Here is a 25,527-nt window from a genome sequence, read left to right on the forward strand (position 1 = left end):
CACGACTGGCGGGCATCTGACAAGACATCGCGACGGTCGCCTGCCCGGGGTGCTGGGCCTTGTCAGAGGTGGCGCAACCGCGTGCGCGCCCCGCGCCGCGAGGCCTAGAGGTCGCCGCAGACAGGGCAATCCGCCCGCCGCTGCATCCGGACCGTGCGCGTCTCGGCGTGCAGGGCATCATAGATCAGCATCCGGCCGCGCAGCCCCGCGCCCGCGCCACAGATCTCCTTGACCGCTTCCAGCGCCATCATCGACCCGACCACCCCCGGCAGCGCCCCGATCACGCCGGTCTCGGCGCAGGTGGCCGACAGAGCCGCCGCCGGGGCCTCGGGAAAGACGCAGGCCATGCAGGGCGCGCCACCCGCCGGATCATACAGCGTCACCTGACCCTCCCAGGCGGAAATCGCCCCGGCGATCACCGGGCGTCCGGCCGCCACGGCTGCACGATTGACCAGCGCGCGCACCGCGAAACTGTCGGTGCCATCCAGGATGAGGTCGTAATCGGCGAACAGGTCCTCGGCGATCGCCTCGGTCAGTTCCCGGTTATAGGGCCGCACATCGATCCGCGGGTTAAGCGCCTTCAGGGTCATCTCGGCCGAAAAGACCTTGGGCATGTCCTGCCGTGCATCCGTGTGGATCACCTGGCGTTGCAGGTTGGACAGGCTGACCACGTCATGATCGATCACCCCGAGCCGGCCCACACCCGCCGCCGCCAGATACAGCAGCGCCGGCGCGCCCAGCCCCCCGGCCCCGACTACCAGCACCTTGGCGTTTTTCAGCGCCAGTTGCCCGCCGCCGCCGATGTCGGGCAGCGTGATGTGGCGGGCGTAGCGCTCCAGCTCTTCGCCGGTGAAGGGGCCGTCGGACGCGGCCGGCGGCACGCGTTCCTCGCGCCTTGCCTGGGCCGTTTCGGCCCGACCGCGCAGCCGGTTCAACCCCGCACGATACAGCAGCACCAGCACCAGACCGCCGCCAAACAGCAACCACAAGGCAGGCGAGCCGCCCGTCAGTTCGCGCAAGGGGTGGCCCGCAGGCAGCGCCACCTGAACCCCCAGAACCGCCACATAAAGCAGGCCCAGCATGTAGAGCCGCGCCTGAACGGGTGTCTTCATCATCGCGCCCAAGCCCCAGAGCGCGCCCGCAAGAATGAAAACGAACAGCATCAGCCGACCCCGGTCGATCCGAACCCGCCCGCGCCACGCGCGGTGGCGGACAGGGTGTCAACGACGGCAAAGCGACCCTGCACGACAGGGGCGATCACGGCCTGTGCGATCCGGTCGCCATGGCCGATCCGAAAGGGGGCGTCCCCAAGGTTGATCACGATCACCCCGAGGGGCCCGCGATAGTCGCTGTCGATCGTGCCCGGCGTATTCAACAGCGTCACCCCATGCTTCAGCGCAAGGCCCGAGCGTGGCCGCAGCTGCATCTCGTAGCCCGGTGGGATGGCCAGCCGCAGGCCGGTCGGCACGAGGGCGCGGCCCATCGGGCGCAGGGCCAGCCCGTCCGCACGGCGCTCGGGCTCGAAATTCGCGCGCAGATCGGCGCCCGCAGCCCCGGCTGTGGCATAGTCGGGCAGCGCGATCCCGGCATCGGCCCAGTCCTCGCGCATGATCTCGACGGTAACGCTCACCCGTTCATCCCATCCTTGCAGTGACACCGCCCTGGCCTCAGGCCAAAGCCTCGGCGATACGTAGGGCCAGACGGCGCGCTGTCTCGTCTTTCGACAGGCGCGGCCATGCCTCGGCCCCGTCGGCGGTGATCAGGGTCACCGCGTTCTCGGATCCGCCCATGATGCCCGTCGCGGGCGAGACATCATTGGCCACGATCCAGTCGCAGCCCTTCCGCGCGCGTTTCTCTGTCGCGTGCCGCGCGACATCATGGGTTTCGGCGGCGAAACCCACCACCAGCCCCGGCCGCCCTGTTTCCAGTTTGCTGACGCTGGCCAGAATGTCGGGGTTTTCGGCGAAGTCCAGAACCGGCAGGCTGCCGCTGCCGTCCTTCTTCATCTTCTGTGCGGCCGCATTGGCGACGCGCCAGTCGGCGACCGCGGCGGCGAAAACGGCGGCATCGGCGGGCAGGACCGTGTTGACGGCCTCGGCCATCTCCTGCGCGGTTTCGACGGGGATCACCTCGACCCCGGCCGGCGGCGGAACATCGGCCGGGCCGGTGACGAAACTGACCCGCGCGCCCAGATCGCGCAGCGCGGCCGCAATCGCGGTGCCCTGCGCCCCCGAGGAGCGGTTGGCGATATAGCGCACCGGGTCGATCGGTTCATGAGTCGGCCCCGAGGTGACCAGCACATGTTTGCCCCTGAGCGGTCCGTCGCCCAGCGCGCGTTCGATGGCTGCGACGATCTCGGGCATCTCGGCCATGCGGCCGGGCCCGAACTCGCCACAGGCCATGGCGCCCTCGTTCGGGCCGACGACCATCACACCGTCGCCCTGCAACGTGGCCAGATTGCGCTGTGTGGCCGGGTGATCCCACATGCGCACATTCATCGCGGGCGCGATGAGCACGCGCTTGTCGGTCGCCATCAGTAGGGTCGAGGCCAGATCGTTGGCCAGCCCCGCGGCCATCTTGCCCATCAGATCGGCGGTGGCGGGGGCTACCACGACCAGATCCGCGGCGCGGCTCAGCTCGATATGGCCCATCTCGGCCTCGTCGGTCAGATCGAACAGGTCGCGATAGACCTTTGCACCGGCCAGCGCCGAGGCCGAGAGGGGGGTCACGAACTGCTCGGCCGCCCGCGTCAGCACGGGGGTGACGGTCGCGCCGCGGTCGCGCAGCCGCCGGATCAGATCCAGCGATTTGAACGCCGCAATACCGCCGCTGATGATCAGCAGAATTCTCTTGTCCGTCAGCATGATCCCGTCCCCGTCTGCCGCGCGGCAGGTTAGGTGCCCCCATGGGCCGGGGCAATGGCGAATTGCGGCACAAGGGGGCACGCCCCTTCGGGCCCCATCTCGGCGCGCATGGCCAAAAGCGCGTCCAGATCGCCGCCCAGCCATTCCAGGGCCAGCGTCACGCAGACCCGTTCCCGCGGATAGGTGCCGAACAGATCGCGCGGCAGGGGCCGGCCGGCCGCCGCAAGGGCCACCATCACCGGGGGCGCCGGCCCAAGCGCCACGTAGTCGGCGAAGCCTTCGTTGATCCAGTGCGGAATGCGCGTGATCGCCAGACGCCCCGCATGATGCACCAGTTGCAGATGCGTGGCCTCATGCACGAGGTAGTAACTGAGGGTGCGCGGCGGCGGCACCGCCTGCCCGGCCCGGACCAGACGGTTCTGGTCGAAATCGGCGTGGCGCAGAAAGATGTTGGCGCGCGAGGCGACCGGGTAGGTCAAGCCCGAGGCCCGGGTCGAGCCGACAAAGAACACGCGCAGGGCCAACCCGCCCTCGACCAGCCAGACATGCATATCCTCGGGCGGGCCAAGGGGCGAGGCCGCCAAAAGCGCCGTCACCTCCTGCCCCATCCGTTCGGCCGATCCCGGAAGCGGCGCCTGCGCATGAAAGGTCAGCGCGCCCCCCTGCCGTTCATGGGAAAACAGGGGCGCGGGCCATGCGATCAACGCCACCGTGGCGAGATAGATCGACAGGACCAGCGCAAAGGCGGTCACGCTGAACCGGAACACCCACCGAACCATGCGCGCATAGCTCATCGGCGCGCCCGAGGCTCAGCGAAAGGCGGCACAGGGATCGGGCCGTGCAACCGGATCGGCGAGCGCCCAAAGATCAAAGGGCGTGTCTGCGTCGGGCGGTGCCTCGAACTGTCCGAGGCTGACCACCTCAAGCTCGGGTGCGGCCACGGCAAGGAGGGCGGGAATGCCCCAATCCCGGCGCGCATGGCCATTGCCGGTGATGATCGCCACCGGCGCGCCATGCCGGGCCAGCGCATCCAGCGCGACCCGGGCAAGAACCGCGTCGCGCAGGCGTTGCGCTTCGACGAAGCCGGGCAGGATCTCGGGTGGCAGGGCATCGCAATGGGCGGCCAGTTGTGCGGCCTCGCGCGCGGCCTGCTCTTCCTCCGGCAGGGGACGGTCGAGGCCGAACCGCGCGGCCCCCGCGCCGAAGGTCGCCGCGGCCCCGTTGGCAAAAGCCCCTTGTGCCGCCTCGCGCACCACTTGCGCGCCATAGATCGGCCCGGTTTGCGCATAGGCGATCAAGGGATAGTACATGGCGAAATCGGGCCATCCGCTTTCGGACCACATCAACACCTCTTCCAGCGCGACGGGATCGGCGGCGAGGTCGGGGGTGACACGCCGCGCGCCGTCCTCGGTCAACATCTCGAAGACCAGCGCGGTGGGCGCGAGCGCCTCGACCACCTCGGCCTGCAGGCGGTGATGGGCGGGGTTGTCGTGAACCTCGCCAAGGATGACGATATCGGCGCCTTGCGCCGCACGGGCAACCGCCGTGGCCGATTGCACCTGTTCGGCACCGGCTTGCGGCGCAAGCAGCGCCAGGATCAGGGCGAGTGTCAAACGGATCATGCGGACCTCGGGTCTTGGCCCGCGTAAAGAGGGCCCGTGTCAGGGCCAGATGCCCATTCGGGCGGCGGCGTGCAAGGGACGGCCCCGCCCGGGGTGAGTCGTCAGTCAAAAAGGGCGAACCGTTCGGTCCCGTCGGACCAAAGGGACGGGCCCTGCGCCGCCTGGGCCACGATGCCGGTCGGTGCGGTTTGCAGACCGCCCTGCGGGGTGATCCACAGAACCGTGACCGCAAACAGACCGGCAATCAGGGCAAGCGGCGCGTGGAGGATCACGCGGCGAAGAATGTCAGAACCTCCTTCGACTGCGCCTCGAGGGTCTTGCGCATCTTCGAAAAAGCGGCCGCTTCGAGTTGCCGGACTCTTTCCTTGGACAGGCCCAGTTCATTGCCCAGGCTTTCCAGCGTGCGCGGCTCTTCGCGCAGCTTGCGTTCGCGCACGATAAAACGTTCGCGCTCGTTCAACGCCTGCATGGCGGTGATCAGCCATTCACGCAACTGCGCGTTGTCGTGGCTGTCCTGCACCAGATCGGCGGCCTGCGCGCCGTCATCTTCCAGCGCGTCGATCCATTCGCGGCCTTCGTCATCCACCGACTGCGTGGCATTCAGGGAATAGTCCGATCCGGCCAGCCGCCCTTCCATCATCTCGACATCATGCAGGGGCACGCCAACCTCGGTCGCGATCAACTGCCGCAACTGGTGACGGTCGAGCGTCTCACCCCGCGCGCTGGCCTCACGCTCGAGCCGGGCCTGAACACGGCGCATGTTGAAGAACAGCGATTTCTGCGACGAGGTCGACCCGGTGCGCACCATCGACCAGTTGCGCATCACGTAATCCTGGATCGACGCCTTGATCCACCAGACCGCATAGGTCGAAAACCGCACGCCCCGGTCGGGGTCGAATTTGTCGGCGGCCTTCATCAGGCCCAATCCGGCCTCTTGGATCAGGTCGTTCATCGGCGCGCCATAGCGCTTGAACTTAGCCGCCATCGAGATCGCCAGACGCATATACGCGGTAATCAGGCGATGCAGGGCCTCTTCGTCGCGGTGATCGCGCCATGCGTAAGCCAGTTTCAGTTCCGTCTCCGCATCCAGCAGCTCGGCCTTCATGGCGCGCCGCGACAGAGACTGTTCTCCACCCATGTCAAAAGCCATTTCGAACCCCCCGGTTCATTGGTTTTGCTATTTCGCCCTCAGCAAGCGATTATCAGGGTTACGGGACGGTCTTGCGTTCGGATCACTTCTGGGGAAAGAAAATTGCAACTGCCCCCCATCACGCTTGTTCTAGGCGGCACGGCATCCGGCAAATCGGCATTCGCCGAACGCCTCGTGCGGGTCTCGCGTCTGGCCAAGGTCTATCTGGCAACCGCCGAGGCGCATGACAGCGAAACGGCCGAGCGTATCGCGATCCATCGCAAACGGCGCAGCGGGCAGGGCTGGCGCACGGTCGAGGCGCCGCGCGACCTTGCCCGTGCCCTGGCCCAGATCGACGCCGAAGAGGTCGCCCTTGTCGATTGCATGACGCTGTGGCTGTCGAACCTTATGCTGTCCGACACCGACCTGGACGAGGAACGCGACCTGCTGTCCGATGTGCTGGACCAACTGCCCGCGCCGGTCGTACTGGTCAGCAACGATGTCGGCGGCGGTCTGGTGCCCGACAGCGCGCCTGCCCGCGCCCTTCAGCGCGAATTGGGGCGGCTGAACCAGCAGCTTGCCGCCCAGGCCGACCTTGTCGTACAGGTCACCGCGGGGCTGCCGCTGATCCTGAAGGGCACGGCACCGACATCGGACACCGACCGCGCGAGCTTATGGTAAAACGTCTTTTCTGGGTCCGGCACGGGCCGACGCATCAAACCGCCTGCACCGGGTGGCGGGATGTTCCCGCGGACCTGTCTGACACCGATGCGATCGCACGCCTGTCGGCGCACCTGCCCGCGGATGCGCATCTGGTCTCGTCCGATCTGACCCGCGCCGTGACGACGGCCGACGCGATCGGCGGCGCACGGCCGCGTCTGGCGCATGAACGCGACCTGCGCGAGTTCGATTTCGGGGCCTGGGACGGATTGCATTTCGACACCATCACCGCCCGCGATCCGAACCTGTCGCGCCGTTTCTGGGAAGAGCCCGGCGAAACGGCCCCCCCCGACGGCGAAAGCTGGAATGCCGTCGCGGCGCGCGTGTCGGCAACCATCGCACGGCTGATGACCGATGTGCCCGGCGACCTTGTGGCGGTCAGCCATTTCGGGGCCATCCTGACGCATCTCAGCCAGGCGGGCGGCATCGCCGCGAAGGCGGCACTGTCGCACCGTATCGATACGCTGTCAGTCACGGAGTTGCACCTGTTGCCCGACGGATGGCGCATTGCCGCGATCAATCATCACCCGTGATCCCCCGGATCACCGAAACCCGTTTGACGCGGGTCCCCGCGCCTGCGCCTATGGCGCATGACATATTCCCTGCTTATCGGGCAACGCAGCTATTCCTCGTGGTCGCTGCGCGGCTGGCTCCCTTTCGCAGCCTTCGACATCCCGGTCGAAGTGACCTCGACCGTCATCTATTCCGAGGCGTTTTCCGCAGATGTCGCCCGGTTCGGCGGCGGCGAAACCGTGCCCGTGCTCCGCACGCCAACCGGCGGCATCCTGACCGACAGCCTGGCCATCGCCTGGCACCTGACCGAGGCGTTCCCGGACAAGGGCCTGTTGCCGAGCGACCCGATACAGCGGGCCGAGGCGCAGAGCCTGATTGCCGAGATGCATTCCGGTTTCGTCGCCTTGCGGTCGGCCTGCCCGATGAACCTGCGCACCGCGTGGGAGGGGGGCGCCGTGACGGACGCGGTCCGCCATGACCTGACCCGGCTCGAGGGGCTGTGGTCGGACGCGCTGGCGCAATCGGGCGGCCCCTATCTTTTCGGGGCGTATTCGCTGGCGGACGTGTTCTTTGCCCCCGTCGCGATCCGCATCGCGGGCTACGGCCTGCCGGTCGGGCCGCTGGCCCAGAGTTACGTCACCGCGCAGCTGGCGCATCCCGCCATCACCCTTTGGCGGGAGGCCGGGCTGGCCGAGGATGCGGAGGTGGCGAAATACGACATGGGCTTGCCGCGGCGCCCCTTCCCGATGCCTGTCTGACGCACAGGCCCCGCACCAGGCCTCGGGCTGCTTTTCGACGGGGCCGGAGCTGAAAAGACGCGGCGGCGCGGTAGCGCGTTAACCAATTCCTAACCAAGCTGCGCCATGGCTCGGGGCATGTTCGACAGCCCCAGTCCAGACGCGCTTGCGCGGTGCCATACCGTCGCCTTCGAAGGGCTCGATGCGCGACGGGTCGAGGTGCAATGCGCGGTCACCGCGGGCCTGCCGGGATTTGCCATTGTCGGATTGCCCGACAAGGCCGTGTCCGAGGCCCGCGAACGGGTGCGCACCGCACTGCAGGCCATGGCCATCGCCCTGCCGTCCAAGCGGATCACCGTGAACCTTGCGCCGGCCGATCTGCCCAAGGAAGGCTCGCATTTCGACCTGCCCATCGCGCTGGCCTTGCTGGCCGCGCTTGGCATCTTGCCGCATGAGCGCGTCGAAGAGGCGATGGCCCTGGGCGAGTTGTCACTGGACGGACGGCTGGTCCCGGTGATCGGGGCCCTTCCCACGGCGCTGGCCGCCGGCGAAGACGACCGTGTGATGCTGTGCCCCGCCGGGTGCGGCCCCGAAGCGGCCTGGGTAGGGGCCACTCCAGTCTTCGCCGCCCGGACCCTGGCCGACCTGATCGCCCATCTGACCGATCGCACGCCGATCGACCCCTCCCGCCCAGGCGAGATCCGCGCCGATACCCCGGCCGGCTGCCTGTCGGAGGTGCGGGGACAGGAACGCGCAAAGCGCGCGTTGGAAATCGCGGCGGCCGGGCGGCACCATCTGTTGATGATCGGCGCACCGGGCTCGGGCAAATCCATGCTCGCCGCCCGTCTGCCCGGCATCCTGCCGCCGCTGTCGGCGGGCGAGGCGCTGGAAACCTCGATGATCCACTCGCTGGCCGGCATCCTCGACGAAGGCGGCATTTCCCGCACGCGGCCCTACCGCGCGCCGCATCACACGGCCTCGATGGCGGCGGTTGTCGGCGGCGGTCGCGGCGCCAAACCCGGCGAGATCAGCCTGGCGCATAACGGCGTGCTTTTCCTGGACGAATTGCCGGAATATGCCCGCACGGTTCTGGAAACCCTGCGTCAACCGATCGAAACCGGCGAGGTGGTGGTGGCGCGCGCCAACGCCCACGTCACATATCCCTGCCGGTTTCTTCTGATCGCGGCGGCCAACCCCTGCCGCTGCGGTCATCTCTTCGATGCCGATCAGGCCTGCGGGCGCGCCCCGCAATGCGGTGCGGACTACATGGGCAAGATCTCGGGGCCCCTGATGGACCGGTTCGACCTGCGGCTCGAAGTGCCGCCGGTGAGTTATGCCGATCTCGACCTGCCGCCCACGGGCGAGACCTCGGCCGAGATCGCGCAGCGCGTGGCCCGCGCCCGTGACATCCAGACTTCCCGGTTCGCCCAGATCGGGGCGACGGCGCGTGTCAATGCCGATGCCGAGGGCGCGCTGCTGGACCGGATCGCGACCCCTGATGCCGCGGGCAAGGCGCTGTTGCTGCGTGCAGCCGAAAAATTTCGCCTCACCGCGCGCGGTTATCACCGCGTGCTGCGGCTGGCCCGGACTATTGCCGATCTCGATGGCATCGACGCGGTCGGTCAGGACCACATCGCCGAGGCGGTGGGCTATCGTCTGATCGGGGCGCCGGGCCTGTGACGGGCTAGCCGTTTTTGAAGCGGGCCTCGATCGCTTCCCAGATACGGCCGGCGACGTTGATCCCGTCGAAGCGCTCAAGCTCCTGGATGCCGGTGGGCGAGGTCACGTTGATTTCCGTCAGGTAGCCGCCGATCACGTCGATCCCGACGAAGACCTGGCCCATCTCCTTCAGCCGGGGGCCGATGATGGCGCAGATCTCGCGTTCGCGCTCGGTCAGGCCGGTCTTTTCGGGGCGACCGCCGACATGCATGTTCGAGCGTGTCTCGCCCTTGGCGGGCACCCGGTTGATGCCGCCCACCGGCTCGCCATCGACCAGAATGATCCGTTTGTCCCCGGCCGAGACATCCGGCAGGAATTTCTGCACGATCAGGGGTTCGCGGCTCATGCCGGTGAACAGTTCGTGCAGCGAGGTCAGATTGCGGTCGTTCGGATCCAGACGGAACACCCCGGCGCCGCCATTGCCGTACAGCGGCTTGAGGATGATGTCGCCGTGGCGGGCCTTGAATTCGCGCAGCACCTCGATATCGCGGGCGATGGCGGTGGGCGGGGTCAGGTCGGGGAAATCGAGAACCAGCAGTTTCTCGGGCGAATTGCGCACCCAGAACGGGTCGTTCACCACCAGCGCCTGCCCTTTCAGCCGGTCCAGCAGATGCGTCGTGGTGATGTAGCCCATGTCGAAGGGCGGATCCTGGCGCAGCCAGACCACATCCATGCCGCCCAGGTCGACATCCTCGACCGCGCCCAGTTTGGCATGGTCCCCCTGCACGCGCTGCACCGTGAGGCTCTGGGCTCGGGCCATGATGTGCCCCTCGCGGTAGGAGAGGTGATCGGGCGTATAGATCCACATGTCATGGCCGCGCGCCTGCGCTTCTTCGGCCAGGCGAAAGGTGCTGTCTGCCTCGATATCGACGGAACCGATCGGGTCCATCTGGAATGCCACTTTCATCGCTGTCCTCCGCGCATGCTGTCGGCGCCATACATGGCGCGCGGCCGGCGGCGTGACAATGCCCGCCGTCGCGAAAGCGCTCAGGCCATCAGGGCGTTGCGCACAATCTCGATACGCCCGCGGCCATCGACCAGCGCGACGTCGAAGCGCATTGGCGTCAGCGCACCCTTTGGACAGGTGCCAAGAAAATGCTCGGCACTGCGCATCAGGCGCTGGATCTGACGCTGTGTCAGCGCCTCGGCCGCGCGTGCGGCTGTCGCGGCTGACTTCACCTCAACAAAAACCATCTCGCCGTCGCGTTCCGCCACGATATCGAGTTCCCCCAAGGGTCCACGCCAGCGCCGCGCCCTGATGGTGTGGCCCGCACGCTCATAGGCCCGCGCCACCTGCTCTTCCGCAGCTTGCCCCGCGAGGAAACTGCGCCGGCCGCGGTCGCGGCGGAGCGTGTCGGGACCAGACCCGTCATGGGGCATGACTTGTCCTTTTCTTACATGGCCCCTGCCGGGGGCAGGGACGCGATTATTGCTCGATCTTGTTCGCTTTTGCCCGAGTTTACCTTCGCACAGGTTCCTTATTCTTCGACAGGGCGGCGATCCCGACCTCAGGATCCCTCCTTCAGGGCCAGCGCCCGTTGATAAAGGTCGCGCCGCGGCACATTCAGGCGGGCCGCCACCTCGGCCGCCGCGTCCTTGACCCGCAATCGCCCAAGCGCCTCTTGCAGGGCGGCGTCGATATCCGCGTCGCTTGCGGCCCTTTCGTGACGTCGATCGACCACGAGGACGATTTCGCCTTTCGGCGGCACCGCGTCCGCGCCATCCCGCAACTCGGCCAGAGTGCCGCGCCGAACCTCCTCGAATCTTTTCGTCAACTCACGACAGAGCGCCGCCTGTCGCGTCTCACCCAGAGACTCGCACAATTCCCCTAACAACCGTTTAATGCGCTTGGGGCTTTCGAACAGGATCACGGTCGCGCCGGCAGCGTCCAACCCGGCAATCCATGTCTTGCGGGGGCCGGCCTGCGATGGCGGGAACCCGGCAAACAGAAACCGGTCGGATGGCAGGCCTGACAGGCTGAGGGCGACCAGCGATGCCGAGGGGCCCGGCGCGGCGGTCACCGGCAGGCCCGCATCGATCGCGGCGCGGGCGAGTTGGTATCCGGGATCCGCCACCAATGGCGTGCCCGCGTCCGAGACATAGGCCACACGCCGCCCCTCGCGCAGAAAACCCAGCAGGCGCGGGCGCATTTCGGCCCCGTTGTGATCGTGATAGGCCAGCAAGGGACGCCCGGCCAACGCAATGCCATGGATCTCCATCAGATGCCGCGCCGTTCGCGTATCCTCGGCGGCGATGACATCGGCGGTACGCAACGTGTCCAGCGCGCGCAGCGTGATATCGCGCGCCGTCCCGATGGGCGTGGCGACAAGGTGCAGGCCCGGTGCCAATGCCGCCGCCGCCGGGGCCGCGGTGACCGGCACCTCTCCGCCTGCCGGGTCGGATTTCTGCAACTGATGCTTGCTTTCGCCCTCGGGCATGGGCCATGACCCCTTTGAGACGCCCGCGCTTGGGCGGCGTTTACTTGAGCAGCCATAGTCTTTAGCCTGCGGTATCGCGGCGCATGGCTGCCAGTTTGCTTTTTCTGTGCCTCACGGAGGACGACGCCCGATGATTTCCGCTTTCCGCGCCCTGCGCAACCCGCTCCGCCTTTTGGGCCTGCTTGTCGCCACGGCGCTGCTGGCCGCGTGTCAGGTGGGCAATGTCGGCCTTGGCGGCGCGTCGGGGCCTCGGGTCAGCGGGCAGAGCGTGCAGGTGGCGATGCTGCTTCCGCTCAGTTCGTCGCAGGGCGGTGACGCCATCGTGGCCCGCGGGCTGGAGAACGCCGCCCGCATGGCCGCGGCCGAGATGTCGGGCATGACGATCGAGATCAGCGTCTATGACACGGCCGGTCAGGCCGCCACCGCCGCAGGCGTCGCCCGCCAGGCGGTCTCGGACGGGGCCGACATCATCCTGGGCCCCCTGCGGTCGGACGCGGCGGCAGCCGTGGGCGTTGCGGTCGCGAACTCGAATGTCAGCGTCTTGAGCTTTTCCAACAACACCGAGGTGGCCGGTAGCAATGTCTTCGTGCTGGGGCATACCTTCGCCAACACGGCCAACCGCATGGTCAGCTTCGCCGCGCAGCGCGGCAACGGCAATATCGTTCTGGTGCATGCCTCGAACCTGGCCGGAGAGGTCGCCCGTGACGCGGTGCGCACGGCCGCGGGGCGCTCGGGGGCGACGGTCGCCGCGACGATCCCCTACGAGTTTTCGCAGACGGGCGTCATCAACGTGGTGCCGCAGGTCGTGGAGGCGGTGCGCGAATACGGTTCGAACGGGTTGATCCTGACCTCGGACTCGGCAGGTGCCCTGCCCTTCTTTGCCCAGTTGCTGCCGGAAAACGGCCTCGACACCGAGGCCGTGCGGGTCATGGGCCTGACCCGGTGGGACATTCCCCCGCAGACGCTTGAATTCGCGGGATTGCAAGGGGGATGGTTCGCCCTGCCCGACCCGTCGGCCACGGCCGATTTCGAGGCGCGCTATCAGGCGACCTATGGCGAGCCGCCCCACAACATCGCAGCCCTTGGCTATGACGGCCTGCGCGCCGCCGCCGAGACGGCGGCCAATGCCGGACGCCTCGGCGCGGCCGAATTGACAGCGGGGGAATATCAGGGGGCGAACGGTGTGTTCCGCCTCTTGGCCGATGGCACGATCTCGCGCGCCATGGCCATCGCCCAGATCACGGACAATCAGGTGGCCATCATTCGACCCCGCCCCAAGACGTCTCGGCGCTCCCGGTTTCTGACCGGAACCCGCGCCTTCCCATTCCGTCCGAACCGGGGGAGCTGATCCTCCCTGAAACGGCCATTCTCGATCCCGTCGACTTGCGCGCACGGGTCGAGGCCATCGTGGCGGACACATCCGACCCCGCGGCCCTGCGCAATGCGGTGGTCGCCGTGCTGCAGACCGCGCAAGAGGCCGGGCGGACGGCCATCGCCGCGGCCATCGGCACCTCACCGCTGGCGGCGCGGCGCGCCACGCGCGCCTATGCCCACCTGACGGATCAATTGGTGCGCGAGGTGCTGCATGTGGCACAAACGCATCTCCACCCCAACGCGCTGCCGGGCGCTTCGGACCGGATGGCGGTGATGGCCGTGGGCGGCTATGGGCGCGGTGAAATGGCACCTTATTCCGACGTCGACCTGCTTTTCGTCACGCCATGGAAAATGACGCCCGCCATCGAAACGGTGATCGAGGCGACGCTTTACATGTTGTGGGACCTGCACATGAAGGTGGGCCACGCAAGCCGGACGGTAAAGGAATGCCTGCGCCTCGGGCGGGATGACATCACCATTCGCACATCGCTGCTGGAGATGCGGTTCATCGGCGGCGAACAGGCGATCGCGGACGACCTGCACACCGCCCTGCGCGAGCAGCTTTTTGCCAGTACGCTCAGCGAATTCGTCGAGGCCAAGCTGGACGAACGCAGCACGCGCCACCGCAAGCAGGGCGGCCAGCGCTACATGCTGGAACCCAACGTGAAAGAGGGCAAGGGCGGGCTGCGAGACCTGCAAACCCTGTACTGGATCGCGAAGTACCAGCATGGCGTCGAACGCGCCGCCGAGCTTGTGACCATCGGCGTCTTCCGCCCCGAGGAATTCGCCGCCTTCGACGCGGCCGAACGCTTTCTGTGGGCCGTGCGGTGTCATTTGCACCTGATCGCGGGGCGCGCGCAGGACCAGTTGACCTTTGACAATCAGGTCGCCGTGGCCGACCGGCTCGGCTATCGGGACCATTCGGGCCGCCGCGCGGTCGAGCATTTCATGCAGGACTATTTCCGCCACGCCACGCAGGTGGGCGAGTTGACGCGCATTTTCCTGACGGCGCTGGAAGCCGCCCATGTCAAGCAGGAGCCGGGCATCCTGGGCTTTCTGCGCGGCCGCTCGCGCCGAAAAAAGCTCAAGCCGGGCTATACGCTCAAGCAAAACCGCCTCGATCTCGACGACCCCGAGGCGTTCTTTGCCGACAAGCTGAATATCCTGCGGCTGTTCGAAGAGGCGCTGCGCACCGGCTACCTGATCCATCCCGACGCCATGCGCGAGGTCTCGGCGCGGCTGACCCTGATCGACGACGAGATGCGCCGCGACCCCGAGGCATGCCGGATTTTCCTGGACCTGATGTTGAAACACGGCAACCCGGAACGCTCGCTCAGGCGCATGAACGAGTTGGGGGTGCTGGCGACCTTCCTGCCGGAATTCGCGCCCGTGGTCGCGATGATGCAGTTCAACATGTACCATAGCTACACGGTGGACGAGCACACGATCCAGGTGATCTCGCACCTTGCCCAGATCGAACGCGGCGAGTTGGAAGAGGAACTGCCCGTCGCCTCGGGCATCCTCGAGCGGGGCGTGAACCGCAAGGTGCTGTATGTCGCCTGCCTGCTGCACGACATCGGCAAGGGCCGGAAAGAGGATCATTCGATCGTCGGCGCGCGGATCGCGCGCGCGGTCTGCCCGCGGCTGGGGCTAAAACCGGCCGAATGCGAGACGGTCGAATGGCTGGTGCGCTATCACCTGCTGATGTCCGACATGGCGCAGAAACGTGACATCGCCGACCCGCGTACCGTGCGCGATTTCGCCAAGGCGGTGAAGACCCGCGACCGCCTGGACCTGCTGACCGTGCTGACAGTCTGCGACATTCGCGGTGTCGGCCCCGGTGTCTGGAACAACTGGAAGGCGACGCTTTTGCGCGGGCTGTACCGCGCCACGGCCTCGGCGCTGGAGACGGGGCTCGAGGACCTGAACCGAGAGAACCTGGAAGGCGAGGCCAAGCGCACCCTGCGCGCGGCCCTGTCCGAGGATTGGAGCAAATCGCAGATCAAGGCCGAGATCGACCGCCATTACGGACCCTATTGGCAGGGGCTGGACCTGACCACGCAGGTGGATTTCGCGCATATGCTGCGCGATCTCGACCCTGACGAAATCTGCATCGACACGCGCGAGGACGAAGACCGCGACGCCACGCGCGTCTGCTTTGCCCTGTCGGATCATCCCGGCATCTTCTCGCGGCTGGCCGGGGCGCTCAGCCTTGTGGGCGCGAATGTCGTGGACGCCCGGACCTATACCACCAAGGACGGCTATGCGACGGCTGTATTCTGGGTGCAGGATGCCGAGGGCAGTCCCTATGAGGCCGCGCGCCTGCCGCGCCTGAAGGGCATGATCGACAAGACCCTGAGAGGCGAGGTCGTGGCCTCGCGCGCGCTGGAAGGCCGCGACAAGATCAAGAAGCGTGAACGCCCCTTCGACGTGCCCACCAATATCGCCTTCGACAACGAGGGCTCGGAAATCTACACGATCATCGAGGTGGACACGCGCGACCGGCCCGGCCTGCTCTATGATCTGACCAAGACCATGGCCAACAACAACATCTACATCGCCCATGCGGTGATCGCGACCTACGGGGTGCAGGTGGTCGATACCTTTTACGTGAAGGACATGTTCGGTCTGAAACTGCACACGAAATCCAAGCAGGACAGCCTCGAGCGCAAGCTGCGCGACGCCATCGCGCGGGTGGCCGAACGGGCCGGGGCCTGACGGTGAGTTCGGTCGCGCGTCCGATCCGCCTGATCGCGGGGTTCATCACCGTTGGCGGCTGGACGCTCGGCAGCCGCATCCTGGGGTTTGTCCGCGACATCCTGATTGCCGCCTTCATGGGGGTCGGGCCCGTGTCCGAGGCGTTCTTCATCGCCTTTTCGCTGCCCAACCTGTTTCGCCGCTTTTTTGCCGAAGGCGCGTTCAACACCGCCTTCGTGCCGATGTTTTCCAAGAAACTCGAGGGCGCCGAGGACCCGAAGGTTTTTGCCCGCGACGCCTTTTCGCTGTTGGCGACGGTCCTGATCGGCCTGACCCTGGTGGCGCAAGTGGCGATGCCGTGGTTGGTGCTGGCCATGGCCTCGGGCTTTGCGGGGGACGTGCGATTTGACCTGGCGGTCGATTTCGGTCGCATCGCCTTTGGCTACATCGTCTTCATCTCGCTGGCGGCGCTATTGTCGGGGCTGCTGAATGCCACCGGGCGCTTTGCGGCCGCGGCGGCGGCCCCCATCCTGCTGAACGTGATCCTGATCTGTCTCCTGATCGCCACGGATTACGGCCTGCTGCGCGGCGTCACAGTCGATGTGGACAGCGGCGACGGCAGCGCCGATCTGCTGGGGTTGAACCATGGCACCGTGCTGGTTTGGGGTATCCTGCTGGCCGGCGTGGCGCAAATGGCGCTGGTCTGGATCGCCGCGGCGCGGGCGGGCTTTCGCCTGATCCCGCATTGGCCGCGCCTGACCCCCGACATGAAGAAACTGGCGGTCATCATGCTGCCGGCAATGCTGGCCGGCGGGGTCGTGCAGATCAATCTGCTGGTCGGGCGCCAGGTCGCCAGTTTCTTTGACGGCGCGGTCGTGTGGCTGTCCTTTGCCGACAGGCTCTACCAACTGCCGCTTGGCGTAGTGGGGATCGCGATTGGCGTCGTGCTGTTGCCGGATCTGTCGCGCCGCCTGCGCGCCGGGGATGCCGAGGGCGGGCGCCATACCCTGTCGCGCGCCGGCGAGATTTGCCTCGCCCTGACGTTCCCGGCGGCGGTGGCGCTGGTCGTGGTGCCCGTCCCTCTGATTTCGGTGCTGTTCGAACGCGGCGCCTTCACCGCCGATGACAGCGCGGCCACCGCGCTGGCGCTGGCGGCCTATGGGCTGGGCCTGCCGGCCTTCGTGATGCAGAAGGTGCTGCAACCGCTCTATTTCGCGCGCGAGGATACCCGCACGCCCTTCCGATATGCGCTGGTTGCGATGGTCGTGAACGCCGTGATGGCGGTCGGGCTCGCCTATGTCATCGGGTTTGTCGGCGCGGCCCTGGGCACGACGCTGGCTGCCTGGACGATGGTCTGGCTGCTGCTGCGCGGCAAACAGGGCATGGGCGAGGTCGCCCGCTTCGACGACCGGTTCCGCCGTCGCATTCCGCGCATCGTGATCGCCTCGGTGTTGATGGGGGTTGTGTTGTGGATCGGCGCGCTGACCCTCGGGCCGCTTTTCGGCACGTCGGGCTGGCGCTACCTCGCCCTGGCCATCCTGGTTCTGGGGGGCGGGGTCGTCTATTTCGCCCTGGGGCAGATGCTGGGCGCCTTCCGCGTGGCCGAGTTCCGCAGCGCCTTGCGCCGTGGCTAGCGTTGGCGCAGACGGGCCAGCACCCGCCGCCATCCGCCGGGGCTGACGACAAAGGACAGGACGAACCCGGTGATGAACCCGGAAAGATCGGCAACCACATTGCCGAACTCGCCCTGGATCGCGCCGAACAGGATCTGGATGCCCAGAAGCGCCCCGATCAGGACGAAGGCGCGCGCGCGGCTGCTGCCCCGGTGGCCAAGATCCACCCACATCAGAAAGGTGAACGCGCCGATCAGGCCATAGACGCCCGGATAGCCCCCGATCAGAGGATAGGCACTGTCGAGGGCAGTCACATAGACCAGCGCCCCGCCGATCGCGGACAGCCAGAAAACCGCGACGAAGGCCATGGGCGAGAACACCTCGGCCACCATCTTGCCGATGGCGAGGATGAACACGACGACAAAGGCCGCGTGCGCAAACCCGCCATGGATCAAGGGATAGGTCAGAAACCGCAGCATCTGTTCGGGCGGAAAACTCTGGTTTTCCCACATCCAGTCGGCGACCTGATCCACCACCGCGTAGTCCTGCACCGCGGCGATCCGCCATCCGATGCCCCCCTGACCGCCCAGAAACCCGGCGCCGGCAGCCTGAAACAACAGTTCAAGCCCGCCGATCACCACGGCCAGCGCAATGACAACGGGCGGGATCGCGTTGAAGGGGGAAACGTTGTGGTCTTCCATAGCGGGGTTGCCCTCGGTTGACGCCATCTGACGCCGTGGGTAAGCGAAGCGACGATGCTTGGCCAGAGGGCCTTGCGCCGCGTCCCTGAAGGAATGAGCCCGCCCATGCCCGAGACCCAGTTCACCCCCCGCGTCTTTTCCGGCATCCAGCCGTCCGGCGGCCTGACCCTGGGCAATTACCTGGGCGCGATGAAACGCTTTGTGACGATGCAGGACGCGGGCACGCACGAGACGGTGTATTGCATGGTCGATCTGCACGCGATCACCGCCAAGCTGCTGGATCCGGCGGAATTGCGCGACAACACGCGCGAGTTGTGCGCCGGCTTCATCGCGGCGGGCATCGACCCCGAGAAAAGCATCCTGTTCAATCAGTCCCAGGTGCCCGAGCACACGCAATTGGCCTGGATCTTCAACTGCGTCGCGCGCATGGGCTGGATGGGCCGCATGACCCAGTGGAAGGACAAGGCCGGCAAGAACGCCGAGGCCGCCAGCCTTGGCCTGTTCGCCTACCCGGCCCTGATGGCCGCCGACATCCTGATCTACCACGCCACGCATGTGCCGGTGGGCGACGACCAGAAGCAGCATCTCGAATTGACGCGCGACATCGCCGCCAAGTTCAACCACGATTACGGGGTCGCGTTCTTTCCCATCACCGAGCCGGTGATCGAGGGGGCCGCAACCCGCGTGATGAACCTGCAGGACGGCACCAAGAAGATGTCCAAGTCCGACCCCTCGGACAAGACGCGCATCAACCTGACCGACAGCGCCGACGCCATCGCCAGGAAAATCCGCAAGGCCAAGACCGACCCCGACCCCCTGCCCGAGGCCGCTGCGGACCTCGAGGGGCGGCCGGATGCACGCAACCTCGTGAACATCTACGCCGCGCTGGCCGACACCACGCCGCAACAGGTGCTGGACCAGCACGCAGGCGCGCTGTTCGGGCATTTCAAGGTGGCGCTGGCCGATATCGCGGTCGACAAGCTGGCCCCGATCTCGACCGAGATGGCCCGCCTCAAGAACGACCCGGCCGAGATCGACCGCACTTTTGGGTCGCGGGGCCGAACGCGCCCGCGAGATCGCCGCCCCGATCCTGAACCAGACCTACGATATCGTGGGCATGTTGCGCAGCTAAGCGCGCCGCGCCGGTTGCGCCTTTCCCCCGGCCGCCCCGGAAAACCCGCAACGCTTGGCCTTTCCCGGGTCTTCCGGCCGAGTCGTGACGCGACGTCGTTACGGCGGCGCGGCGTTAGCGCCACCACTTTTGTTTGACTTTTTCAAGCGGGCGGATATGCTGCTCCCATCCTGAAATCGACGATCCTTTTGGGGAGTACCGCCATGAGCACCCACGTGCCCACCGGTCGCCGCCCGGCTGACCGCATCATGACCCGCCCCACCCGGACCGCCGCCCTCGATGCGCGCGCCGGTGTGGCCCGTGTCCAATCGCGCCCGGTGAAACGCCCGGCCACCAAGACCGAGACGCATGACAGCGGTGCGTCCATGGAATACCAGCAGGGTTTCACCTCTGGACCTTCCGCCTGATCCGGGCCTAGTCTCGCCCCCGAAAATCGGAGGGCGAGATGGCAACCGGGACGAATATCAAGACATTTTTCGAAGGCTCATGGCATGATGCGGACGTTCCCATCATGCGGGCCGCCGATCATGGCGCATGGCTGGGCACGACGGTGTTCGACGGCGCGCGCTATGTCGATGGCCTTGCGCCCGACCTGATGGCCCATTGCGAGCGGGTCGTCGCCTCGGCCCGCGCGCTGATGCTGCACCCCGCCCAGACCCCGCAAGAGATCCACGATATCGTCTGGGATGGTGTGAAACGCTACCCCGACGGCACCCCGGTCTATATCCGCCCGATGTTCTGGGGCATCGACGGCGGCGCGCTCGGGATCCTTCCGGCCGAAACGCCGGCGGGGTTCTGTGTGTCGCTTGAAGAGATCCCGATGGCTGACCCCAACAAGACCGTGCGCCTGACCACGACGCAGTTCCGCCGTCCCGTTCTGGCCGACAACGTGTGCAACGCCAAGGCGGGCTGCCTTTACCCCAACAACGCCCGCATGCTGGCCGAAGCGATGTCGAAAGGCTACGACAACGCGCTGGTGGCCGACGCGATGGGCAATGTGGCCGAAAGCGCCAGCGCCAATGTCTTCATGGTGCGCGATGGCACCGTTTACACACCCATTCCGAACGGCACCTTCCTGCCCGGCATCACCCGCAAGCGCCATATAGACCTGCTGCGCGCCGATGGGCATCAGGTGGTCGAAACCGTTCTGACCTTCGATGATTTCCGCGCGGCGGACGAGGTGTTTCTGACCGGCAACCTCAACAAGGTCACGCCTGTGTCCGAATTCGACGGCACCCATTACCAGCATGGCGCGGTCGCGAAACGCGCCTACGAGCTTTACTGGGACTGGGCGCGCACCACCGCCTGATCGCGGCAAGATGGCCGTTGCAACGCCCCCACCCCCGCGCCATGCTCGGGGGAGGGGAAGGGATGGACCCATGCGCAAGTTTCTCGTCGTGCTCGACGATACCCGCGAATGTCTCAACGCCATGCGCTTTGCCGCGATGCGGGCCGCCGCCACCCATGGCGGGGTCGAGATCCTGTCGGTCATCCCCCCCGATGAATTCAACCACTGGATCGGCGTCGGCGAAGTCATGCGTGCCGAGGCCCGCGAGCGGATCGAGGCGCATTTCAACGTCTTCGCCAAATGGATGCGCGACAAGCAGGGGGTCGACCCCACGCTGGTGATCCGCGAAGGCGAACCCGTGGACGAGATCCTGGCCCATATCCGCGAAACGCCCGAAATCGGCGTGCTTGTCCTGGGCGCGGGGTCGGACAAGGGCGGGCCGGGGCCACTGGTGACCAAGCTTACCAAAACCGCCGGCAGCCTGCCCGTGCCGATCACCGTCGTTCCCGTGGAACTGAGCAAGGAACAGTTGGAGCAGATTACCTAGGGCACTGCCATGCCGCATTCATTTTACATGTTTCGTTGGGGCCGTGACCCCGGTTTTCTGGTCCGGTCTGGTCTGACACGCGCGGCGCGGCTGGGTCGCCTGGTCATCCTCGCGCTCTTGCTCCATCTCGGGCCGGGGCAGGCACAAAGCCCCAACCTGCCATTTCGCATCGCCGATCTGACACCGCTGGAACAGCGCACGCTGCAGGCGGCCTTGTCGCTGGAAGGTTACTATCAAGGGCTGATCGACGGGGAGTGGGGCGGGCTAAGCCAGTCGGCGCTGGATGCCGCGACCTTTCGATACCGGGGCCGCGGCGCCGAGGCGTTGGCCGATCTGTTGCAGCGGTTCATCGCCCGCCGCGACGCCGAGGGCTGGCGCCCTATCCCCCTCGATGGCACCGGGCTGCATGTCGCCGTCCCGATCCATTTCATGCGCGCCGTCCGCGCCGAGGAGGGCGATGTACTTCATCGTTTCGTGGCCGAGGACGACACCCTGTTCCTCGACGCCCTGACCTCCAGCCGGGTTCGCGCGGCCGGTATTCACGACTGGATGGCCGAGCGGGCCGCGCGCAACACCGAGGTCTACAGCGTCAACGCCGATGGCCGGCAGATCACGGCCGTGCAGCAGGCCGATGGCGGGCGCAGCTATGCCTATAGCCACCGGCACAACGGGCGGCATGTGACGCTGATCCTGATCTCGCGCGCGTCGTCGAATGGCCGGCTGGGGCTGATGGCCGCCAGCATTTCAAGGATGCCGCAACCCGCCTTTACCCTGCCGCGCGGCGGGCAACTGGCACGTCTTGCCGCCACCGAGGGCGGCCAGCGCCCGATGCCGCCCCCGCCGCAGCCCGCCGCCCCGACGCCGCCGCGCCCGACGCCGCACACACCCGGCCCCGGCCAACCGGATCGCATTCAGGGCAGCGGCACGGGGTTTTTCGTCAACCCGTCCGACATCGTGACGGCCCGTCACGTCATCGAAGGATGCAACAGGCTTACGCTCGAAGACGGGACGGAGCTTCGGCTGATCGAAAGCGACCGGGTGCTGGACCTTGCCGTGCTGGCCTCGCCGGTCCGGTCACCGAACTGGCTGGGCGTGGCGCAGAATACCGGGCCGCGCCTGGGCCAGACGGCCTATGCCCTCGGCTACCCCTATCGCGGGCTGATCGACAGCGGGCTTTCGGTGACCAGCGGAAACATCAGCGCGCTGGGACGCGCGCATGACCCCGGTCACCGCATCATGCTGTCCGCGCCCGTGCAGCCCGGCAACAGCGGCGGGCCGCTGGTCTCGGCCGACGGCACGGTGCTTGGGGTCATCGTGTCGCGCCTCGACGATCTGGCCATACTCGATGCGACGGGCACGATTCCACAGAACATGAATTTTGCCACATCCGTGACCTCGCTGGTCCGGTTCCTGCGCGAAAACCTCGTGTTGCTGCCCGATCCGGACAATCCGCCCTTCAATATCGAGAACGGCCTGCCCGATACGGTCGCCGAGGCAGTGGTGCCAATTCTGTGCCGGTGAAGTTTTAGAATCATTCCAAACCTTGACTTCACGTCGCCGGGTCCGCATATCTGACGAAACCGATAAGGATCTCGTCCCATGTTCATTCAGACTGAATCCACCCCGAACCCCGCCACGTTGAAATTCCTTCCCGGTCAGGCCGTGCTGGAAGCGGGCACAGCGGATTTCCCGACGCCCGAGGCGGGGGAAAAATCGCCGCTTGCGCGCCGTATCTTCGCGGTCGAGGGCGTGACGGGTGTATTTTTCGGCACCGATTTCGTCACCGTGACGAAAGCCGAAGGGGTCGAGTGGGACCACGTCAAACCCGCGATCCTTGGCGCCATCATGGAGCATTTCCAGTCCGGCGCCCCGGTGATGGACGGCGAAGGTCAGGCCGCCGGCGGCCATGCCGAGCATGACGGCGAGGACGCCGAGATCGTGACCCAGATCAAGACGCTGCTCGATACCCGCGTGCGCCCGGCCGTGGCACAGGATGGCGGCGACATCACCTTCCACGGGTTTGATCGCGGCGTGGTCTACCTGCACATGCAGGGGGCCTGCGCCGGCTGTCCCTCGTCGACCCTGACGCTGAAGATGGGCATCGAGAACTTGCTGCGCCACTACATCCCCGAGGTGGTGGAGGTGCGCCCTGTCACGGTCTGATCCTCTGATCCTGGGCTTCGACACATCGGCCGCGCATTGCGCGGCCGCTTTGCTGTCGGGCGATCGCATACTTGCCGAAGCGCACGAAGACATGGCCAAGGGGCAGGCCGAACGCCTCATCCCCCTGATCGAGGACACGCTGGCGGCGGGCGGTGCGTGTCCGGGCGACCTGACCGCGATCGGCGTCGGCATAGGCCCGGGCAATTTCACCGGCATCCGGATCTCTGTTTCGGCGGCGCGCGGGCTGGCGCTTGCGCTCGGCATCCCGGCTGTGGGGGTTTCGCGTCTCGACGCGCTTGCATTGGACGCGCCGCGCCCGACCCTGGCCTGCATCGACGCCCGCCGCGACAGTGTCTACCTGCAGCGGTTCGGCGACGAGGCGGATCGCGGCCCCGCCTGGGTGCCCTTGGCCGAGGTCATGGAATGGGCCATGCCCGACCTGACCGTGACCGGCCACAAGGACGCGGAGATTGCGGAGTGGCTGGGCGTGCGGCATACACCGCCCGCCGCCTCGCCGGCGCCCGCCATCGCGCGCCTTGCCGCGCGCCGTCATCAGGCCCCCGGCCTGCCGCGCCCGGCCCCGCTCTACATCCGTCCCGCCGATGCCGCCCCTTCGCGCGAACGGGGGCCGGTCATCCTGCCGGCATGACGACTCCCCTGCGCCCGGCCGAGATGGCGGCCTTGCATGCGGCGGCCTTTGCAGACAGCCGGCCATGGTCCGAGGCCGAGATCGCGGATCTGCTGAGCCAGCCCACGGTGCAGGCCGCCAGCACCCCGTATGGTTTTGCCCTGCTGCAGATCATCGCCCCCGACGCGGAACTGCTGACCATCGCCGTTGCCCCCGATCATCAAGGCAAGGGGTACGGGCGCACCTTGCTGCACCAGGCCATGGCAACGGCCCGCGCCCTGGCGGCCACGTCCCTTTTCCTGGAGGTCGATGCGGAAAACACGCGCGCCTGCGCCCTTTACGCCGCCGCCGGTTTCACGCGCTCGGGCCTGCGGCGGGGCTATTATGCCCATGCCGACGGACACAGATCGGACGCGCTGATGCTTCGGGTCGCGCTTGGCCCAAAGCCGCCCGCCTGAATTGACGCAAGGTCGGTCTGCCGCACCAGTCAACAGCGGGCAGCCCCGGCAGAATCCGGTTGACCCTTGGCCGCGCCTTTGCCCTTATTTCCCCCGAGGATCGTCACGATCTTTTCCGCGAAACGGCCACCGCCCTCAATGCGTGGCCCCGCAACCAACCGGGAGATACAGATGAACATGATGAAGTCCCTCTACGGCGCGGCCGCCGCGCTGGCGATGTCCGCGACGGGCGCCCTTGCCGATCCGGCGCTGGTCTTCGACCTCGGCGGGAAATTCGACCGCTCCTTCAACGAGGCTGCCTTCAACGGGGCCGAGATGTGGGCCGAGGAAACCGGCGGCAGCTACCGCGAGATCGAGTTGCAGAACGACGCCCAGCGCGAGCAGGCGCTGCGCCGCCTGGCCGAGGCCGGGTCGAACCCGATCGTCATGGCCGGCTTCGCCTTTGGCTCGACGCTGGACGTGATCGCGCCGGAATATCCCGACACCAGCTTTGTCATCATTGACGCCGTGGTCGACCAGCCCAACGTCCAGTCGATCATCTTCCAGGAACACGAGGGTTCGTACCTCGTGGGCGTGCTGGCCGCGATGGCCTCGGAAAGCGGCAGCGTCGGCTTTGTCGGCGGCATGGACATTCCGCTGATCTCGCGCTTTGCCTGCGGTTATGCGCAGGGCGTCGTCGCCACCAACCCCGATGCAACCGTCTACGCCAACATGACGGGCACCACGCCCGCGGCCTGGAACGACCCCGTGCGCGGCGGTGAACTGGCGCGCGGCCAGATCGAGCGTGGCGCCGACGTGATCTATGCCGCGGCCGGCGGCACCGGCATCGGCGTGCTGCAGGCGGCCGCCGACGCGGGCGTCTTCGGCATCGGGGTCGACTCGAACCAGAACTACCTGCACCCGGGCGCGATGCTGACCTCGATGCTCAAGCGCGTTGACGTGGCCGTCTACAACTCGTTCATGGCCGGCGAAGAGATCGAACCCGGCGTTGTCGTGCTTGGCCTCGAGGAAGAGGGCGTGGGCTATGCGCTGGACGAGTTCAACGAAGAGCTCATCACCGAAGACATGATGGCCGCCGTCAACGCCGCGCGCGATGCGATCATCTCCGGCGAAATCGCGGTGCATAATTTCTCGGATGACGGCACCTGCCCCGTGCAGATGCAGTAAGGACCGGATGACGCACC

Annotated in this window: 26 protein-coding genes and 1 pseudogene; 16 read left to right on the forward strand and 11 right to left on the reverse strand. The window is 66.9% G+C overall.

What is annotated here, in order from left to right; translation table 11 throughout:
* Window positions 1–104 precede the first annotated feature (104 nt).
* The 7 genes from ROSELON_RS01805 to ROSELON_RS01830 form a co-directional block, all read right to left on the reverse strand.
* The gene (locus tag ROSELON_RS01805) at window positions 105–1,163 is read right to left on the reverse strand and encodes a HesA/MoeB/ThiF family protein (RefSeq protein WP_025310745.1); all 1,059 of its coding nucleotides are present in this window, start codon (window positions 1,161–1,163) and stop codon (window positions 105–107) included.
* Entirely contained in the window at window positions 1,163–1,630 is a 468-nt protein-coding gene (dut, locus tag ROSELON_RS01810; RefSeq protein ID WP_025310746.1) for a dUTP diphosphatase, read from the reverse strand. Before dut ends, ROSELON_RS01805 begins: the two co-directional genes overlap by 1 nt.
* A 37-nt stretch (window positions 1,631–1,667) precedes the next feature.
* A complete protein-coding gene (gene coaBC, locus ROSELON_RS01815) occupies window positions 1,668–2,864 on the reverse strand; it encodes a bifunctional phosphopantothenoylcysteine decarboxylase/phosphopantothenate--cysteine ligase CoaBC (RefSeq protein ID WP_025310747.1) in 1,197 nt (398 codons plus the stop codon).
* Window positions 2,865–2,893: 29 nt separating this feature from the next.
* Window positions 2,894–3,658 carry a hypothetical protein gene (locus ROSELON_RS01820; protein WP_025310748.1) on the reverse strand — a complete coding sequence of 255 codons (765 nt, stop codon included), beginning with the start codon at window positions 3,656–3,658 and terminating at the stop codon, window positions 2,894–2,896.
* A gap of 15 nt (window positions 3,659–3,673) precedes the next feature.
* Entirely contained in the window at window positions 3,674–4,486 is an 813-nt protein-coding gene (locus ROSELON_RS01825) for a ChaN family lipoprotein (RefSeq protein ID WP_025310749.1), read from the reverse strand.
* Between the two features lie 101 nt (window positions 4,487–4,587).
* A complete protein-coding gene (locus ROSELON_RS18025; RefSeq protein WP_156945687.1) occupies window positions 4,588–4,758 on the reverse strand; it encodes a hypothetical protein in 171 nt (56 codons plus the stop codon).
* Entirely contained in the window at window positions 4,755–5,636 is an 882-nt protein-coding gene (locus tag ROSELON_RS01830; protein WP_025310750.1) for an RNA polymerase factor sigma-32, read from the reverse strand. Before ROSELON_RS01830 ends, ROSELON_RS18025 begins: the two co-directional genes overlap by 4 nt.
* 102 nt (window positions 5,637–5,738) lie before the next feature.
* Between ROSELON_RS01830 and cobU the strand changes: the two genes are divergently transcribed.
* The 4 genes from cobU to ROSELON_RS01850 all read left to right on the forward strand — a co-directional run bounded on the left by cobU (window position 5,739) and on the right by ROSELON_RS01850 (window position 9,265).
* A complete protein-coding gene (gene cobU / locus ROSELON_RS01835) occupies window positions 5,739–6,296 on the forward strand; it encodes a bifunctional adenosylcobinamide kinase/adenosylcobinamide-phosphate guanylyltransferase (protein ID WP_025310751.1) in 558 nt (185 codons plus the stop codon).
* Window positions 6,290–6,868, forward strand: coding sequence for a histidine phosphatase family protein (locus ROSELON_RS01840; RefSeq protein WP_025310752.1), 579 nt, complete (start codon window positions 6,290–6,292; stop codon window positions 6,866–6,868). The genes cobU and ROSELON_RS01840 overlap by 7 nt, the downstream gene beginning before the upstream one ends.
* A 57-nt stretch (window positions 6,869–6,925) precedes the next feature.
* Window positions 6,926–7,606: a glutathione S-transferase gene (locus ROSELON_RS01845; protein WP_025310753.1), complete on the forward strand. Its 681-nt coding sequence runs from the start codon at window positions 6,926–6,928 to the stop codon at window positions 7,604–7,606.
* 117 nt (window positions 7,607–7,723) lie between these two features.
* Entirely contained in the window at window positions 7,724–9,265 is a 1,542-nt protein-coding gene (locus ROSELON_RS01850) for a YifB family Mg chelatase-like AAA ATPase (RefSeq protein WP_025310754.1), read from the forward strand.
* Window positions 9,266–9,269: 4 nt separating this feature from the next.
* Here the strand turns inward: ROSELON_RS01850 and gshB are convergent, their stop codons facing one another.
* The 3 genes from gshB to rsmI all read right to left on the reverse strand — a co-directional run bounded on the left by gshB (window position 9,270) and on the right by rsmI (window position 11,742).
* Window positions 9,270–10,211 (reverse strand): glutathione synthase, encoded by a 942-nt coding sequence (gene gshB / locus ROSELON_RS01855; RefSeq protein WP_025310755.1) that lies wholly within the window; start codon window positions 10,209–10,211, stop codon window positions 9,270–9,272.
* Between the two features lie 80 nt (window positions 10,212–10,291).
* Window positions 10,292–10,684, reverse strand: a complete 393-nt coding sequence (locus ROSELON_RS01860; RefSeq protein ID WP_025310756.1) for a YraN family protein — start codon at window positions 10,682–10,684, stop codon at window positions 10,292–10,294.
* Between the two features lie 128 nt (window positions 10,685–10,812).
* On the reverse strand, window positions 10,813–11,742 hold the full coding sequence (gene rsmI / locus ROSELON_RS01865) for a 16S rRNA (cytidine(1402)-2'-O)-methyltransferase (protein WP_025310757.1): 930 nt from the start codon (window positions 11,740–11,742) through the stop codon (window positions 10,813–10,815).
* A gap of 130 nt (window positions 11,743–11,872) precedes the next feature.
* Between rsmI and ROSELON_RS01870 the strand changes: the two genes are divergently transcribed.
* The 3 genes from ROSELON_RS01870 to murJ are packed head-to-tail and all read left to right on the forward strand — an operon-like array spanning window position 11,873 to window position 17,447.
* Window positions 11,873–13,090, forward strand: coding sequence for a penicillin-binding protein activator (locus ROSELON_RS01870; protein WP_025310758.1), 1,218 nt, complete (start codon window positions 11,873–11,875; stop codon window positions 13,088–13,090).
* Window positions 13,066–15,834, forward strand: coding sequence for a [protein-PII] uridylyltransferase (locus ROSELON_RS01875; RefSeq protein WP_051508333.1), 2,769 nt, complete (start codon window positions 13,066–13,068; stop codon window positions 15,832–15,834). Before ROSELON_RS01870 ends, ROSELON_RS01875 begins: the two co-directional genes overlap by 25 nt.
* Before the next feature lie 2 nt (window positions 15,835–15,836).
* Window positions 15,837–17,447 carry a murein biosynthesis integral membrane protein MurJ gene (gene murJ, locus ROSELON_RS01880; RefSeq protein WP_025310760.1) on the forward strand — a complete coding sequence of 537 codons (1,611 nt, stop codon included), beginning with the start codon at window positions 15,837–15,839 and terminating at the stop codon, window positions 17,445–17,447.
* Here murJ and ROSELON_RS01885 read toward each other — a convergent pair.
* Entirely contained in the window at window positions 17,444–18,154 is a 711-nt protein-coding gene (locus tag ROSELON_RS01885; RefSeq protein WP_245605396.1) for a rhomboid family intramembrane serine protease, read from the reverse strand. The two genes, murJ and ROSELON_RS01885, sit on opposite strands and share 4 nt — an antisense overlap.
* A 78-nt stretch (window positions 18,155–18,232) precedes the next feature.
* Between ROSELON_RS01885 and trpS the strand changes: the two are divergent.
* The 9 genes and pseudogenes from trpS to ROSELON_RS01930 all read left to right on the forward strand — a co-directional run bounded on the left by trpS (window position 18,233) and on the right by ROSELON_RS01930 (window position 25,510).
* A pseudogene (trpS, locus tag ROSELON_RS01890) lies at window positions 18,233–19,259 on the forward strand (tryptophan--tRNA ligase).
* Between the two features lie 203 nt (window positions 19,260–19,462).
* Window positions 19,463–19,666, forward strand: coding sequence for a hypothetical protein (locus ROSELON_RS01895; RefSeq protein ID WP_025310762.1), 204 nt, complete (start codon window positions 19,463–19,465; stop codon window positions 19,664–19,666).
* Window positions 19,667–19,704: 38 nt separating this feature from the next.
* Window positions 19,705–20,568, forward strand: coding sequence for a branched-chain amino acid aminotransferase (locus tag ROSELON_RS01900; RefSeq protein ID WP_025310763.1), 864 nt, complete (start codon window positions 19,705–19,707; stop codon window positions 20,566–20,568).
* Between the two features lie 70 nt (window positions 20,569–20,638).
* Window positions 20,639–21,094 carry a universal stress protein gene (locus ROSELON_RS01905; protein WP_025310764.1) on the forward strand — a complete coding sequence of 152 codons (456 nt, stop codon included), beginning with the start codon at window positions 20,639–20,641 and terminating at the stop codon, window positions 21,092–21,094.
* 27 nt (window positions 21,095–21,121) lie between these two features.
* Window positions 21,122–22,615 carry a S1C family serine protease gene (locus ROSELON_RS17235; RefSeq protein WP_217520187.1) on the forward strand — a complete coding sequence of 498 codons (1,494 nt, stop codon included), beginning with the start codon at window positions 21,122–21,124 and terminating at the stop codon, window positions 22,613–22,615.
* Window positions 22,616–22,693: 78 nt separating this feature from the next.
* Window positions 22,694–23,257, forward strand: a complete 564-nt coding sequence (locus ROSELON_RS01915; RefSeq protein WP_025310766.1) for a NifU family protein — start codon at window positions 22,694–22,696, stop codon at window positions 23,255–23,257.
* A 10-nt stretch (window positions 23,258–23,267) separates the two neighbouring features.
* Window positions 23,268–23,906: a tRNA (adenosine(37)-N6)-threonylcarbamoyltransferase complex dimerization subunit type 1 TsaB gene (tsaB, locus tag ROSELON_RS01920; RefSeq protein WP_342665328.1), complete on the forward strand. Its 639-nt coding sequence runs from the start codon at window positions 23,268–23,270 to the stop codon at window positions 23,904–23,906.
* Entirely contained in the window at window positions 23,903–24,343 is a 441-nt protein-coding gene (locus ROSELON_RS01925; protein ID WP_038650056.1) for a GNAT family N-acetyltransferase, read from the forward strand. The genes tsaB and ROSELON_RS01925 overlap by 4 nt, the downstream gene beginning before the upstream one ends.
* 171 nt (window positions 24,344–24,514) lie before the next feature.
* A complete protein-coding gene (locus tag ROSELON_RS01930; protein WP_025310769.1) occupies window positions 24,515–25,510 on the forward strand; it encodes a BMP family lipoprotein in 996 nt (331 codons plus the stop codon).
* Window positions 25,511–25,527: the final 17 nt, after the last annotated feature.

The organism is Roseibacterium elongatum DSM 19469 (genome assembly GCF_000590925.1).
Classification (GTDB): domain Bacteria; phylum Pseudomonadota; class Alphaproteobacteria; order Rhodobacterales; family Rhodobacteraceae; genus Roseibacterium; species Roseibacterium elongatum.

Excerpts from the sequence above, each read along its gene's own strand:
- ROSELON_RS01805 (WP_025310745.1), bottom strand. The coding sequence starts at position 1,163 with ATGCTGTTCGTTTTCATTCTTGCGGGCGCGCTCTGGGGCTTGGGCGCG.
- coaBC (WP_025310747.1), bottom strand. The coding sequence starts at position 2,864 with ATGCTGACGGACAAGAGAATTCTGCTGATCATCAGCGGCGGTATTGCG.
- ROSELON_RS01820 (WP_025310748.1), bottom strand. The coding sequence starts at position 3,658 with ATGAGCTATGCGCGCATGGTTCGGTGGGTGTTCCGGTTCAGCGTGACC.
- ROSELON_RS01825 (WP_025310749.1), bottom strand. The coding sequence starts at position 4,486 with ATGATCCGTTTGACACTCGCCCTGATCCTGGCGCTGCTTGCGCCGCAA.
- ROSELON_RS01830 (WP_025310750.1), bottom strand. The coding sequence starts at position 5,636 with ATGGCTTTTGACATGGGTGGAGAACAGTCTCTGTCGCGGCGCGCCATG.
- ROSELON_RS01840 (WP_025310752.1), top strand. The coding sequence starts at position 6,290 with ATGGTAAAACGTCTTTTCTGGGTCCGGCACGGGCCGACGCATCAAACC.
- ROSELON_RS01845 (WP_025310753.1), top strand. The coding sequence starts at position 6,926 with ATGACATATTCCCTGCTTATCGGGCAACGCAGCTATTCCTCGTGGTCG.
- ROSELON_RS01850 (WP_025310754.1), top strand. The coding sequence starts at position 7,724 with ATGTTCGACAGCCCCAGTCCAGACGCGCTTGCGCGGTGCCATACCGTC.
- gshB (WP_025310755.1), bottom strand. The coding sequence starts at position 10,211 with ATGAAAGTGGCATTCCAGATGGACCCGATCGGTTCCGTCGATATCGAG.
- ROSELON_RS01860 (WP_025310756.1), bottom strand. The coding sequence starts at position 10,684 with ATGCCCCATGACGGGTCTGGTCCCGACACGCTCCGCCGCGACCGCGGC.
- rsmI (WP_025310757.1), bottom strand. The coding sequence starts at position 11,742 with ATGCCCGAGGGCGAAAGCAAGCATCAGTTGCAGAAATCCGACCCGGCA.
- ROSELON_RS01870 (WP_025310758.1), top strand. The coding sequence starts at position 11,873 with ATGATTTCCGCTTTCCGCGCCCTGCGCAACCCGCTCCGCCTTTTGGGC.
- ROSELON_RS01885 (WP_245605396.1), bottom strand. The coding sequence starts at position 18,154 with ATGGCGTCAACCGAGGGCAACCCCGCTATGGAAGACCACAACGTTTCC.
- ROSELON_RS01895 (WP_025310762.1), top strand. The coding sequence starts at position 19,463 with ATGAGCACCCACGTGCCCACCGGTCGCCGCCCGGCTGACCGCATCATG.
- ROSELON_RS01900 (WP_025310763.1), top strand. The coding sequence starts at position 19,705 with ATGGCAACCGGGACGAATATCAAGACATTTTTCGAAGGCTCATGGCAT.
- ROSELON_RS01905 (WP_025310764.1), top strand. The coding sequence starts at position 20,639 with ATGCGCAAGTTTCTCGTCGTGCTCGACGATACCCGCGAATGTCTCAAC.
- ROSELON_RS17235 (WP_217520187.1), top strand. The coding sequence starts at position 21,122 with ATGTTTCGTTGGGGCCGTGACCCCGGTTTTCTGGTCCGGTCTGGTCTG.
- ROSELON_RS01915 (WP_025310766.1), top strand. The coding sequence starts at position 22,694 with ATGTTCATTCAGACTGAATCCACCCCGAACCCCGCCACGTTGAAATTC.
- ROSELON_RS01925 (WP_038650056.1), top strand. The coding sequence starts at position 23,903 with ATGACGACTCCCCTGCGCCCGGCCGAGATGGCGGCCTTGCATGCGGCG.
- ROSELON_RS01930 (WP_025310769.1), top strand. The coding sequence starts at position 24,515 with ATGAACATGATGAAGTCCCTCTACGGCGCGGCCGCCGCGCTGGCGATG.